Below are 12773 nucleotides of genomic sequence, written 5' to 3'. Positions count from 1 at the left end.
TTTTTTCATGATTATTGATACTCACTGCCATCTTGATGATTGTCGTTACAATGAGGATCTTGATGAGGTTTTACAAAGAGCCAAACAAAGTGGGATAAAAAAATTTATCATACCGGGTGCAGATCCGCGTACACTGGAGCGTGCTGTTGAAATTTCGGAGAAATTTTCATCTGTCTATTTTGCTGTAGGAGTACACCCCTATGATGCTTCACGCTATGATCGGAGCTATCTTGAAAGATTTGTTTCACATCCAAAATGTGTGGCAATTGGAGAGTGTGGACTTGACTACTATAGACTACCTGAAGAAGAGGAAGCAATTCGTGCCGAAAAGGCACTACAGAAGGAGGTATTTCTTGACCAAATTCAGTGGGCAAAAGTATTAGGAAAACCACTCATTGTACATGTAAGAGAGTCGAGTATTGATTGTCTGGAGATGTTGCATACATATGCAGGAGAAGCAGGCGGTGTATTGCACTGCTATAATGCTGATGAGTCGCTTCTTGCGCTCTCTAAAAAGAATTTTTACTATGGTATAGGTGGTGTACTTACCTTTAAGAATGCTCGTAAATTGCTTAATATTTTCCCAGAAATTCCTCATGAGAGACTTTTAGTAGAGACAGATGCTCCTTATCTAACGCCACATCCATTCCGAGGGAAAAAAAATGAGCCCTCATACTGTACCCTTATTGTTGAAAAAATGTGTGAGCTAAGTGGTATGGAGAGGAGTCATATGGAAGAGACAATAGCATCAAATACACAGAGACTTTTTGGTATTTAAAATATCAAAATATACCAAATATTTAGAAATGGTATTTAAGAAGAACTTGCTTTACTTTGAATGGTTTCAAGCAGCTATAAAGTCAAATATGAGATAATATCTTCACTATCATAAGTATAAGGGACTTTATGTCAAGTAAACGCCTTTTCTTCCTCTTTTCCATAGAAGTCCTTTTAATTTTATTGCTAATGACAGGTTGTTTAAATCGATATGCAAACTATCCTGACAAGGGTTATACTAGTCCTTCTATGAAGAGGGCAGCTATGCGTAGTTATGTGGTGCTTGGAAAGTCCTATAGACCGACTTATGTCTCAGTAGGGCAAACCATGAGGGGTATTTCAAGTTGGTATGGACCAAACTTTCATGGTAAATATACCAGCAGTGGTGAGCATTATAATATGTATGCAAAGACGGCAGCGCACAAGACCTGGCCGATGGATACTATGGTAAAGATTATCAATCTTCAGAATGGAAAAAGTACTATTGCTCGTATTAATGATAGAGGTCCTTTTGTGAAAGGACGCATTATTGATTGTAGCTACGCAACAGGCAAAGAACTTGGACTTGATAAGACTGGGATTGCTAAGGTAAAAATTGAGGTAGTTGGTTTTGCAGGAAAGGTGCAGACATCACAACAGATTACTAAAGCCAAAGCAGAAAAGAAAATAGAGCGTATCAGGCTGACAAATTTTGGTATTCAAGTAGGTGCTTTTAGTCGTTATGAGGGTGCAAAAATTACTAAGAAAAAGTATAAGAGAATTGGAATGAACAGGTACCATGTTGTAATTAAAAGAGCACAAGATAATGCCGGTCGTACACTTTATAGGGTTTTTATGATGGGTTTTAAGAGTAAAGAGGCAGCTCGGGATTACAGGGATAACTATTTAGGTTTATCAGGGGCACCGATTTTACGAAGTTAAGCATGGAAGCGAGGAAAAAGATGATTGAGAAAAGACGAGAAACAAAAGAGACACAAATTAGTGTGAAAGTAAACCTTTATGGTAAAGGGAGAGCAAAGATTGATACCGGTATAGGATTTTTTGATCATATGCTTGAAGCTTTTACCAAACATGCACATATTGACATGGAGGTCAAATGTAATGGTGATATACATATTGACGATCATCATACAGTTGAAGATGTGGGGATAGTCATTGCACAGGCACTTCGTGAAGTAATCTATCCAGTTAAAAGCATTGAGCGATTTGGTAATGCAACAGTGGTAATGGATGAAGCAAGCATTACTTGTGATATTGACCTGTCAAACCGTGGTTTTCTCGTCTTTGAGTTACCTATTGGTGGCAAAGTAGGAACATTTGATGTGGAGCTTGTTGAGGAGTTTTTTCGTGCATTTACATCCAATCTTTCGTTGACATTGCACCTTATTTATAATAGAGGTAAAAATAAGCACCATATTATTGAGGCATCATTCAAAGCACTTGCAGTTGCCTTAAGGCGTGCAGTTGCAATCAATGAAAATAGCGGTATTCCAAGTACAAAAGGTGTCTTATGAGTATCCAGTTAATCATTCTTGATGTTGATGGCACCATGACTGATAGTCGTATTACCTATAGTGCTGATGGAGATGAGATAAAGTCTTTCAATGTAAAAGATGGTTTAGCGATTGCCTCATGGAGACGTCTTGGGCGACAGGTAGCTATTATTACAGGGCGTAAATCTGATATTGTTACACGGCGAGCAAAAGAGTTACATATAGAACACCTCTATCAAGGTGTAGAAAACAAAAGAGAGGTTCTTGAGAAGCTTCTAGAAAAACTAGATATTGAAATGAAACATATTGCTGCTATCGGTGATGACCTCAATGATATTTCTATGCTTAAGATGGCAGGAATCTCTTTTGCTCCAAGAGATGCAAGTAGCCATATTAATGACACTGTAGATATTGTTCTGACAAAAAAAGGTGGTGATGGTGCGGTACGTGAGATGATTGAATATCTCATCAAACAAGAGGGACTTGAAAAGAAGTATCTGGCATTATGGGATTAAAATTAGAATTATTTTTGGTGACTTTGATCATACTGACATCGATTATAACAATGTCAATTAAGTTAAATTCTCAGAAAATAGTAGAAAAAAATATACAAAAAGAGTTGGAGTTTTCCAATACAACTTTTACAGAAGCAACCATATCTAACAGGGAAGGGATAGCATTTGCTGCCCATGGTGTTAGAGCCGGTACTGTTTTAAAAGTAGACCATTTACGTTATCACAATAAGAATATCTATCAGCTTTTTGCTGATAGTGGAATATATAAAGGAGATAGTCTCTACCTTGATGGTAATGTGACGATGCACCAAAGAGAAGGGTTTAGTTATCGGACAGAACATGCCCGTTATGATAAGAAGAGCACCATACTTTATACGACCTCTTCTTTTGTTGCAACGAAAGGAAAAAGTGTTATATACGGTAAGGGCATGACATACTATGCCGACAGACAAGTGCTACAAGCAACCGGCGTGAATGCAACGCTCTATGCTGAAGAAAATAATATCTCTAAGGCTAAGACAAAGGGTACAGATTGAAATATATAATCATTTTATTAACAGCAGTTTTAGGACATTCCTTACTCTTTGCAGAGAGTGTTCAGATTACTTCTGACACTATGAAGATAATAGATCTCAAAAAGGAGATTCACTTTACGGGAAATACTAAAGTGATTCAGATGAAAAACTGGATACATGCAGATGAAATTATTGTTTACCTTAATCAAAATAATAAGACAAAGAAGTATGAAGCAATTGGAAGCGTAACCTTTGAGTTACAATATAAGAATACTTTTTACAAGGGGAGTGCGCAGAAAATTACATATCTTCCCAAAAATGTTACATATATCCTTAAAGGTGAAGTTGCCATAGAAGATCTTGTAAATAAAAGTTATATTAATGGTGATGAAGTTATTTTAAATATGCATACTGGAAATGGTGATATCAAAGGGAAGAAGAAGAAACCAGTAAAGTTTATTTTTAATTTGGAGAAGAGACGTGAGTAATCCACAGATTGTAGAAGCATCATTTATTAAATCTGCACAGAGTATCGTCGATTCAGTACATGAAGATATGAGTGAAGTGGTATTTCTTGGACGTTCTAATGTGGGCAAAAGTTCAACACTGAACGGATTGACCCATCGGAAAAATCTTGCTAAAAGTTCTGCAACACCAGGAAAAACACAGCTGATAAACTTTTTTGAGACTCGCTACCTTTATAAAGAGCAGAGCTATCCTGTACGCTTTGTGGACCTTCCTGGATTTGGGTATGCAAAGGTCTCCAAATCACTTAAAGAAGTGTGGCAAAAGAATCTGGTAGAGTTCATTGAGCATCGTGTTTCTATCAGACTATTTATTCATCTACGTGATGCAAGACACCCATATGCAAAGATTGATGATGATATGGAGGCTTATATTTTAAAATTTATCAGACCTGATCAACGCTATTTAATGGTTTTTACTAAAATAGACAAGCTCAATCAAAAAGAACGCAATAAACTCAAACGTGAATTTCCTAATTCAATGACACTTTCCAATCTAAAAAAGAATGGATATGAAAGCATACATCGTGAGATTATGCATACAATTTTTGGTGTAGGAAGAGATGAGGGAGCAAGAAGTGATTAAACTAGTCAAAGCAAAACTTACTGATATTCCTGCCATGCAGGCACTGGTAGACGAAAAGGTAAAAGACGGGACCATACTTGAACGTAGTGAAGATGAGATGGCCACCAATATACGATCCTACGTCCTTGCTAAACAAGGAGAAAAACTTGTAGGCTATACGGCACTACATATCCACTCCTCGCGTCTTGCTGAGATACGCAGTCTTATTGTTAACAAGGCTTACCGTGGAAAGTATATTGGTAAGCAGATGGTAGAATTTTCTCTTGAAGAAGCAAAAGCACTAGGAGTCAAAGAGGATGTATTGGTTCTAACCTATCTACCAGATTTTTTTGAGAAAATTGGATTTTATGAAATAAACAAAGAGACTATTCCTGAACATAAGATATGGGCAGACTGTATTAAGTGCATCCACTTTCCTTCATGCAATGAAGTGGCACTAGTCTATAAGGTGTAGATATAGATGACAAGTAGTACGATAAAGATTTTTTTGCAAAGGTTATTACGGATCCTCCTCATACTCTTTGTACTCTTTTATCCAATGCTTGTTTCTATTTATGTACTTCTTCCTCTTTTTGTTGGCATAATGGGATATATAATAATTGTGGAGATTGAAAAGGGAAATATTTTTTATTTTATTGTTGCATCTTTATATCTTGTAAATATGGAGTTCAATCTTTCATTGCCACTATTATTGGTTTTTATAGCAATCCTCTTTGTTTATGCGTTTATATACCCATACTTTATATATTTTATAAGATGTAAAGTGTGTATATCGCTTTTAACTGTATTGACGATCGATCTTGTTTATTTGGTTTTTTTATTGATATTTGATTTTATTTTTCAAACCAATAATATTATTTTAGATAGTATTCTTTTTTACTCTTTGATTGTTGACCTTCTTGTGGCGGTAGTTTTATGAAATATCAATTGATATTTTTTATTTTTGTTTCTGTATGGGTCACTATGATTGCAAGACTCTATCATATTAGCATTAAATCTAACTATTACTATGAGAAACTTGCCAAGGAAAATGTAGAGCATAAAGAGTTTATTAAGCCTATTCGAGGCAGTATCTCTGATGTGCACGGAAAGCTACTTGCAATGAATCAAATAGGATTCTCTATCTCGATACGACCACACCTAAAGAGTGGAAGCAAGGCACTTGAGACAGTAGGAGAGATACTCTCTGAAGCATTTCCTGATCTTAATATCATCTTACTGTACAAAGTCTACAGAAAGTATAGTTCGCTGTACAATCACAAGTTTATTAAGGTCGTAGATTTTATTCCTTATGCAAAGATGATGGGTGCGTATGCAAAGTTGAGTCTTAATTCTAATATTAAAATTGAAGTAGAAACAAAACGTTACTATCCATATGGAAACTATGCTGCTCATCTTGTTGGATATACTGGTCGCTCCAATCCAAAAGAAAACAGTATTGATAAGGTTGTAAGTATTGTTGGACAAGTAGGAAAAACAGGTTTAGAACGGTATTACAATAAAGTACTTCAGGGGGAATATGGCTATGTTGTCAGCAAGGTAACAGCAACCAATAGAGCAATAGAAGTTCTTAAGAAAGTACCACCACAAGATAATAAAAATCTAACACTGAACATTGATATTGATTTGCAACGTATGATCCATAATATATTTAAAAAGAAGAAAGAAACAGGTGTTGCTATTGTAATGCGTGTTACAGGAGAACTTGTTGCTGCAGTGAGTTACCCCGCTTACAACCCAAACCTTTTTGTTGGAGGAATCAGTTTTAAAGATTGGCATGCATTAAGGGAAGATTTTTCTCACCCTTTTTCCAATAAGATTGTACATGGAATCTATCCTCCAGGATCAACTATTAAAATGGGAATGGCACTTGCCTTCGAGGAAACCCATCCTGGTATTTTAAAAAACTCAGATCACTGTAAGGGATATATTACTATAGGAAAAAGTAGCCATAAGTTTCGATGTTGGAAACATTTTGGGCATGGTAAGGTTGCACTCAGAAAGGCAATTAGGGAGAGTTGTGATGTCTACTTTTACGACAAAAGCCTCAAGGTAGGTATTGATGCTGCAGCAAAGTATCTGCGCTCTTTTGGGCTTGGAGTGAAAACAGGTGTAGATTTACCCAGAGAATATATTGGCGTTATGCCTGATAAGGCATGGAAGAGGCGTCGTTTTGGACAGCCATGGTATAAAGGTGAAACAGCCATTGCTTCTATCGGTCAGGGGTATGATTTGGTTACGCCGATTCAGATTGCACGCTATACAGCACTGATAGCAACTGGAAATTTAGTTAAGCCTCGTGTTGCAAAACTGGTAGATGGTAATGCAACAGTACCAGAGATTGTACCCATGTCTCTGAATCCATATGCTATTTCAGAAATTAAAAAAGGCATGTATGATGTATGTAACTCTCGAAGAGGAACCGCATATAAAACAATGCATAATTTACCTATTGTGGTTGCCGGAAAAACTGCTACATCACAGGTACAATCTATTCCCCAGTCGACTGCCAAACGTCTAAAAGAGTCTGAACTTGCCTATTATCACCGATCGCATGCTTGGATTACAACCTATGCACCCTATGAAGATCCCCAATATGTGGTCACGGTACTCATTGAACATGGCGGTCATGGTGGAAGTACAGCAGGACCTATGGCAGCAAAAATATATAAGTGGCTATACAAACATAACTATATTGTTCTTTCAGAAAAGCAACAAGCAGAAAAAAAGTTGATATATGATTGGGAATATTATTGGTTCAAATATGGCCAATATAGTAGTACTTGGATCAGCAGCTTCTCATTAAACCGTTACCCATTAAAACGTAGTTTTCTAGAAACCTTGTATGATATGTTCTAGAAAAAGACCAAGAATGATCAGCAGGATAGTACCAGCAGATTTAGTATAGAGTTTATTCGCCACAAGAAAGACAAGCAATAGTGTGGCAATACCCATCACGGTAATATCAAAAATATAATGAAGTGATTTAATGGGTAACGGTTTAATGAGAGCTGCTGATCCAAGTACTACAGAAATATTGGCCATATTTGAACCAATAATATTCCCAATCGCCATATCAACTTTACCCTTTATAGCTGCAGAAACACTGACGACCAGTTCAGGAAGTGATGTTCCTAAGGAGAACGTAGTTTTCTAGAAACCTTGTATGATATGTTCTAGAAAAAGACCAAGAATGATCAGCAGGATAGTACCAGCAGATTTAGTATAGAGTTTATTCGCCACAAGAAAGACAAGCAATAGTGTGGCAATACCCATCACGGTAATATCAAAAATATAATGAAGTGATTTAATGGGTAACGGTTTAATGAGAGCTGCTGATCCAAGTACTACAGAAATATTGGCCATATTTGAACCAATAATATTCCCAATCGCCATATCAACTTTACCCTTTATAGCTGCAGAAACACTGACGACCAGTTCAGGAAGTGATGTTCCTAAGGAGATCAGGATAATTCCAATAACCCATTCGGATATACCAAAACTTTTAGCAATATCTGATGCGCTCTCTACAGTGAAATGAGCACCGATAATGACAAGTATAAAACCCAGTATTAACATTGAAAGAGTTGAAACCCAAACAAAGGGTTTTTTTGCAACATCTTCAAGATCTTCCTTGGGCATATTTCTTGTATCTTGAAATAAAAAAAATACATAGGATCCCATGAGTAGCAGTAGTAGTATGGCATCAAAACGTGAAATTATATCATCCAAGATTACAAGTATGAATGTGAAGACTGGCATTAGTATCCAAGTACTGTCTTTGGAAAAAAAGTCCCTACTAGGTGAGATATTTCGTGCTATAAGAAAAACAGAAGCCAGTACCAATGTAATATTGAAAATATTGCTTCCAATCACGTTAGAGATAGCAATATCGGTCTTATTTTCAGCACTTGCAGCAATGGAGGCAGCCATTTCAGGCAGAGATGTTCCTAGTGCAATGAGGGTAGCACCAATAATAAACTCAGGAATATTGAAACGTAATGCGATCTTCTCACTTTGATAGATGAGTATATCTGCACCCCAAATTAGAATACCCATGGCGGTGACAAAAATAAGAAAACTCATAGTTGTTTCTCCTGATTGCGAACAATAAGACTTTTGGGTAACTTCCATGTATCAATTAATGCCTCCTCTTTGTGACGCATCTCTCCTGCATCTGTCTCATGGTCATACCCTATGAGATGAAGCAGCCCATGCATAAAAAGCAAGGTAAGTTCTTCTTGCTCACTGTGCCCATAAAAGTTAGCATTTTTAACTACATACTCTCTAGAGATAACAATAGAACCAAGTGGTACATGCAGCACATCGCTCTTGATTGGAAAACTGAGCACATCGGTTGGCTCAGACTTGTTTCGATGTACCATATTAAGCACTTTAATCTCTTCATTGTCTGTAATAATTAACTCTACTTTGTGTTGTGTCAAATCTTCTACAATTTTTTCAAGAGAATCAATATCTACTGGCAAGTCTGTCTTGTTTGTTAAATCTATCAACATGGGCACCATTTTACCCAAATCTTGGTAAAATGCAGCAAAGATCCTAGGTGTTGATATGGAGGTTTAATATATGATAAAAAAAGCAGTTTGTATTATATCTGGTGGTATGGATAGTGCACTTAGTGCAATGATTGCACGCAATGAAGGGTATGAGATTATTGCACTCCATTTTAACTATGGGCAGAGAACTGAATCGAAAGAACTATTGTGCTATAGGAAGATTGCAGATGCTGTAGAGGCTTCTAGGCGATATGAGATAGACTTACCGTTTTTCTCACAAATTGGTGCCTCTGCTTTGACAGATAGAAGCATAGATGTACCTGTGGGTGGATTAGAGGATGGTGTACCTGTAACTTATGTACCTTTTAGAAATGGTATTTTTCTTTCTATTGCTGCATCTATAGCCGAGAAACATGGGGCTGAAACACTTTTTATTGGTGTAGTCGAAGAGGATAGTTCTGGGTATCCTGACTGCAGAGAGCATTATATAAAGAAGATGGAGAGAGCAATCAATTTAGGTACAAAAGAGAAGACCCATATTGAAATAAAGATGCCTTTGGTCCACTTGAAAAAAAGAGAGATTGTTGCCAAAGCACTAGAGCTCAATGTGCCACTTGAATCGACATGGAGTTGCTACCAGTCTGAAGATAAGGCTTGTGGTGTCTGTGACAGTTGTCGGCTAAGGCTTCAAGGTTTTAAGGAGGCGGGAATCAAAGATCCTATCCATTTCTGAAATGTAAATTTATTTTTCTCATAAGCATCTGCAATATAGGTAAATTCATATTTACGTTTTGGATATTTGGCTACACCTTTTGCAATAAACTGTTTACGTGTAATCTGCTTATCCCACAGTTTATACATTAGATTTCTGAGCCATAGCTTTTTTGCAGGAGTGCGGAGTGCCATTTTGTGGTATTTTGGATTACTCTTTATGTCTTTTGCTACCTTGACCATGGCATGAAGAAATCTTTGTTCTTTTGTAAAAGGAAAAGGTTTCCATAGACTGCTAGAGCATCCTGTCAATAAAAGTGCAATGCTTAATGCGACAATTGATACATAGTGTAGTCTCATAATATTTCTCTCCTGTGTTTCGATGGCGGTCATTATATCAAAAAATACCCTACAAACATTAATAAATGGTTAGAGGGTTTTGGCTACAATTTCTATTAAGAATATTAATAAGGTTGAAAAGTGGCAAGATGGTATCTGATGATTTTTCTGTTTAGCTCCTTTCTTTTGGCAACCGATGCAACACAAGCTGCTAAACAGTTAGGTGTACAGCATAGTTATGCTACGGCAATAGCCAAGGCTAAGGCAAAAAAGAGGATGTTGGTAATGGTTCTTGTTAAGGAGCATTGTCGATGGTGCCACAAATTGGTTAAGCACACATTGGCAGACAAAAAAGTCAAAGCACGCTTAAAAAAAGACTATGTGACGCTTATTGTTGACAAAGATGATACTTATCCTGTAGTTTTTAAGAGAAGTTTTTTCCCTTCCATTCTTTATATTGATCCCAATACAGAGAAAAATATTTATGAAAATGTTGGGTATATTGGACCAGAATATTTTTTAAATGATTTAAAGAATATGCTTATAAAATAGGGAGTTTACCTTGCATGTATAAGACTAGAGTATGGGAAGAGTAAGGTAGGTGTATAACCCTTCCCATCTAGCTCTGCTTCTTCTGCCTTGTTTATCTCTAAGTCATCGAACATATTGACATACATACCCATCTTTCCTATGTCCTAATGCGTGCGTTTGCTTCTTTTTAGGTCTATGATAACAAAACATTTTAAAATATATAGTTGTACGCACCCCTTGATCTATCGTTGTTTTTATTCTCGTATGCCTTATCTTCAAAATAGATATCTGCTAACATAATCTAACGAAACTATTTTTTTGTTTTTTGATGGGCAATAGTATCTTCGCTTAAATCGATTTTATTGATACATTTATTTTTAATATGAGGTTTTGTTGCACCTAATGCCCATAAATTTTTAATCCCCACGATATAAAAGTACCACTATTGCCTTCTCGTAAATCTTTTACTTGCAATTTCCATTCACCCTTTGAATACTCATTAAGATGTCTCATTGTTCCAAACCTCCAATTATTATATTTAAAAATACCCTCAAACGCTTCTTCATGTCTTTGTGCCAATATACTTTTTGTTCCATATGGTGATATGAGAGTAATTTCTAAATCTCCTAATTTTTGATGATCATTTGTATTAAAATAAATATCAATAAATTCAATAGAAATATTTTTTTCTATATTGATAACACCATCTACCCCATTGTCATTATTGTCAGGAATTGATACATTAACATCTTGAAATTTTTCTATCAATTTTTCCTCTGCTACACCCTTCCAATTTAATGCTAAATCTATGGCTTCTTTTGCATTGACTAAACCAAATCCATATTTATGGTTAATATGCAAATTTGCACCATTGTACTCCCAATCACTATCGTTGGGGTCATTTTTAGTAGCACTTTGAGCCAATACCATTCTAACATCTCGCCAAGTTAAATGCGAATTTGCTTCAAGCATTAATGCAACAACACCACTTACCATGGGTGCTGATGCAGAAGTTCCGCCAAAATTCTTGGTATAACTGTGATTTTTATAATCACTAGGGAAAGTTTCAGGGTTGTAACCCTTTTCTCCTGTCACATCTGTTGTAACAATTCCAGCCCCTTCAGTACTCCCTTTTGATGGAGCAACAACAATTAATGTAGCACCCACTTCTGAATAGTGGGCTTTTTTACCAAATTCATCAACTGCACCAACTGGTATTGTATATCTGTTGTTCACTAATCCACTATAATTGACATTGTCAGTTGGCACACTCTTCTCGTCTGCTGAACCATTTCCCGCACTAAATACATAAATAATACCTTTTCCATTTCTACCATACCGCACACCATCTTTTAAGGCCTCTTCTTCGATGCTTCTTAATAATAATGGCTCACCCCATGAATTAAAATCACCCCAACTATTATTTGAAATCCAAACTTTTTCTTTATTTCTTATAAGCGCATCTGCAATATTACTAATAGATGGTACTTTTAATGCATTGTAGCCTATTACTTTTGCTTTTGAAGCAATTCCTCTTATGCCTTTGCCATTTCCTTCAACCCCTGCGATTATTCCAGCACATGCGGTTCCATGATTTGCATCATTAAAACTATACTCTTTTGTGAGATAACTATAGCTACCAACCCCAATATTCTCTTTTAAATCCTCATGAAAAATATCTATACCATTATCAACAATGGCTATCAATACGTTTCTCCCTCTATATAAACTATGTTGTAAGTTTATATCAATATATTCATTTTTTGACCCATCTAAATACCATTGGTCTTTTTTGAGTGGGTCCTCTTTGTTGTTTTCTCCACAACCTATTAATAATATTGCCAATAATAGGATCAATAATAATTTCATTACTTTGAATACATCCAGTCTGGATATGATGATTTAATATTATTTTCATTCTCATATATTTGATTTGCAACGCCTAAAGGGTTATTGTCTAAACATCTCAATACATAAAAACCATTACCTATAGCCATTGCTTGAATCAATTGTAAATGATACTTATCTAGTATCATATTTAATGTATCGGTACCAACTTTTTTCTTGAAAGCTAAAATGATATTGTTTGTTAATACCATCTTTTTAGCTTTTCGCTTTTTAGAGTTACTGTAAAAAAATGCATGATACTTTTCATCATAACCAAGATTGTAAATTTGTATTTTTTGATTATCGTTATACCAATATAGGTTATTTGCAAAAAGTTGTACGCTTAAAACTAAAGTAATGGTAAAATATTGCATTTTT

Annotated in this window: 17 protein-coding genes; 11 read left to right on the top strand and 6 right to left on the bottom strand. The window is 35.9% G+C overall.

Features of this window, described 5'->3' with window-relative positions; genetic code table 11:
* Positions 1–7: 7 nt before the first annotated feature.
* From LGB01_06825 to mrdA, 9 genes are all read left to right on the top strand, one after another.
* Positions 8–778 (top strand): TatD family hydrolase, encoded by a 771-nt coding sequence (locus tag LGB01_06825; GenBank protein ID MCB4753910.1) that lies wholly within the window; start codon positions 8–10, stop codon positions 776–778.
* Positions 779–906: 128 nt separating this feature from the next.
* Entirely contained in the window at positions 907–1698 is a 792-nt protein-coding gene (locus tag LGB01_06820) for a septal ring lytic transglycosylase RlpA family protein (GenBank protein ID MCB4753909.1), read from the top strand.
* A gap of 20 nt (positions 1699–1718) precedes the next feature.
* Positions 1719–2291: an imidazoleglycerol-phosphate dehydratase HisB gene (gene hisB / locus LGB01_06815; protein ID MCB4753908.1), complete on the top strand. Its 573-nt coding sequence runs from the start codon at positions 1719–1721 to the stop codon at positions 2289–2291.
* Positions 2288–2785, top strand: a complete 498-nt coding sequence (locus LGB01_06810; GenBank protein MCB4753907.1) for an HAD-IIIA family hydrolase — start codon at positions 2288–2290, stop codon at positions 2783–2785. The genes hisB and LGB01_06810 overlap by 4 nt, the downstream gene beginning before the upstream one ends.
* 50 nt (positions 2786–2835) lie before the next feature.
* A complete protein-coding gene (gene lptC, locus LGB01_06805) occupies positions 2836–3321 on the top strand; it encodes an LPS export ABC transporter periplasmic protein LptC (protein ID MCB4753906.1) in 486 nt (161 codons plus the stop codon).
* Positions 3318–3788 carry a lipopolysaccharide transport periplasmic protein LptA gene (locus tag LGB01_06800; GenBank protein MCB4753905.1) on the top strand — a complete coding sequence of 157 codons (471 nt, stop codon included), beginning with the start codon at positions 3318–3320 and terminating at the stop codon, positions 3786–3788. The genes lptC and LGB01_06800 overlap by 4 nt, the downstream gene beginning before the upstream one ends.
* Positions 3781–4410, top strand: a complete 630-nt coding sequence (gene yihA / locus LGB01_06795) for a ribosome biogenesis GTP-binding protein YihA/YsxC (protein MCB4753904.1) — start codon at positions 3781–3783, stop codon at positions 4408–4410. Before LGB01_06800 ends, yihA begins: the two co-directional genes overlap by 8 nt.
* Positions 4403–4864, top strand: a complete 462-nt coding sequence (locus tag LGB01_06790) for an N-acetyltransferase (GenBank protein MCB4753903.1) — start codon at positions 4403–4405, stop codon at positions 4862–4864. The genes yihA and LGB01_06790 overlap by 8 nt, the downstream gene beginning before the upstream one ends.
* A 461-nt stretch (positions 4865–5325) precedes the next feature.
* The gene (gene mrdA / locus LGB01_06785) at positions 5326–7269 is read left to right on the top strand and encodes a penicillin-binding protein 2 (GenBank protein MCB4753902.1); all 1944 of its coding nucleotides are present in this window, start codon (positions 5326–5328) and stop codon (positions 7267–7269) included.
* On the opposite strand, the gene LGB01_06780 is transcribed toward mrdA, so the two are convergent.
* The 3 genes from LGB01_06780 to ybeY are packed head-to-tail and all read right to left on the bottom strand — an operon-like array spanning position 7243 to position 8924.
* Positions 7243–7527: a hypothetical protein gene (locus LGB01_06780; GenBank protein ID MCB4753901.1), complete on the bottom strand. Its 285-nt coding sequence runs from the start codon at positions 7525–7527 to the stop codon at positions 7243–7245. The genes mrdA and LGB01_06780 overlap by 27 nt on opposite strands.
* A gap of 36 nt (positions 7528–7563) precedes the next feature.
* Complete coding sequence (locus LGB01_06775) at positions 7564–8496, bottom strand: calcium/sodium antiporter (GenBank protein MCB4753900.1); 933 nt, start codon at positions 8494–8496, stop codon at positions 7564–7566.
* Positions 8493–8924 (bottom strand): rRNA maturation RNase YbeY, encoded by a 432-nt coding sequence (gene ybeY, locus LGB01_06770; GenBank protein MCB4753899.1) that lies wholly within the window; start codon positions 8922–8924, stop codon positions 8493–8495. The genes LGB01_06775 and ybeY overlap by 4 nt, the downstream gene beginning before the upstream one ends.
* Before the next feature lie 73 nt (positions 8925–8997).
* Here ybeY and queC point away from each other — a divergent pair, with 73 nt between their 5' ends.
* A complete protein-coding gene (gene queC / locus LGB01_06765) occupies positions 8998–9660 on the top strand; it encodes a 7-cyano-7-deazaguanine synthase QueC (protein MCB4753898.1) in 663 nt (220 codons plus the stop codon).
* Here the strand turns inward: queC and LGB01_06760 are convergent.
* Positions 9615–9998: a hypothetical protein gene (locus tag LGB01_06760; protein MCB4753897.1), complete on the bottom strand. Its 384-nt coding sequence runs from the start codon at positions 9996–9998 to the stop codon at positions 9615–9617. The genes queC and LGB01_06760 overlap by 46 nt on opposite strands.
* Positions 9999–10118: 120 nt before the next feature.
* Between LGB01_06760 and LGB01_06755 the strand changes: the two genes are divergently transcribed.
* Positions 10119–10529 (top strand): thioredoxin family protein, encoded by a 411-nt coding sequence (locus tag LGB01_06755; GenBank protein MCB4753896.1) that lies wholly within the window; start codon positions 10119–10121, stop codon positions 10527–10529.
* A gap of 378 nt (positions 10530–10907) precedes the next feature.
* Here the strand turns inward: LGB01_06755 and LGB01_06750 are convergent, their stop codons facing one another.
* Entirely contained in the window at positions 10908–12377 is a 1470-nt protein-coding gene (locus tag LGB01_06750; GenBank protein MCB4753895.1) for a S8 family serine peptidase, read from the bottom strand.
* Positions 12377–12769: a hypothetical protein gene (locus tag LGB01_06745; GenBank protein MCB4753894.1), complete on the bottom strand. Its 393-nt coding sequence runs from the start codon at positions 12767–12769 to the stop codon at positions 12377–12379. Before LGB01_06745 ends, LGB01_06750 begins: the two co-directional genes overlap by 1 nt.
* Positions 12770–12773: the final 4 nt, after the last annotated feature.

This window comes from Sulfurovum sp. (assembly GCA_020525365.1).
GTDB lineage: Bacteria > Campylobacterota > Campylobacteria > Campylobacterales > Sulfurovaceae > Sulfurovum.
This window is presented reverse-complemented; position numbering and strand designations above follow the sequence as displayed.

What these genes read in the sequence shown, in the direction of transcription:
- LGB01_06825 (MCB4753910.1), top strand. Translation starts at nt 8, where the DNA reads ATGATTATTGATACTCACTGCCATCTTGATGATTGTCGTTACAATGAG.
- LGB01_06820 (MCB4753909.1), top strand. Translation starts at nt 907, where the DNA reads ATGTCAAGTAAACGCCTTTTCTTCCTCTTTTCCATAGAAGTCCTTTTA.
- hisB (MCB4753908.1), top strand. Translation starts at nt 1,719, where the DNA reads ATGATTGAGAAAAGACGAGAAACAAAAGAGACACAAATTAGTGTGAAA.
- LGB01_06810 (MCB4753907.1), top strand. Translation starts at nt 2,288, where the DNA reads ATGAGTATCCAGTTAATCATTCTTGATGTTGATGGCACCATGACTGAT.
- lptC (MCB4753906.1), top strand. Translation starts at nt 2,836, where the DNA reads ATGTCAATTAAGTTAAATTCTCAGAAAATAGTAGAAAAAAATATACAA.
- mrdA (MCB4753902.1), top strand. Translation starts at nt 5,326, where the DNA reads ATGAAATATCAATTGATATTTTTTATTTTTGTTTCTGTATGGGTCACT.
- LGB01_06775 (MCB4753900.1), bottom strand. Translation starts at nt 8,496, where the DNA reads ATGAGTTTTCTTATTTTTGTCACCGCCATGGGTATTCTAATTTGGGGT.
- queC (MCB4753898.1), top strand. Translation starts at nt 8,998, where the DNA reads ATGATAAAAAAAGCAGTTTGTATTATATCTGGTGGTATGGATAGTGCA.
- LGB01_06760 (MCB4753897.1), bottom strand. Translation starts at nt 9,998, where the DNA reads ATGAGACTACACTATGTATCAATTGTCGCATTAAGCATTGCACTTTTA.
- LGB01_06750 (MCB4753895.1), bottom strand. Translation starts at nt 12,377, where the DNA reads ATGAAATTATTATTGATCCTATTATTGGCAATATTATTAATAGGTTGT.
- LGB01_06745 (MCB4753894.1), bottom strand. Translation starts at nt 12,769, where the DNA reads ATGCAATATTTTACCATTACTTTAGTTTTAAGCGTACAACTTTTTGCA.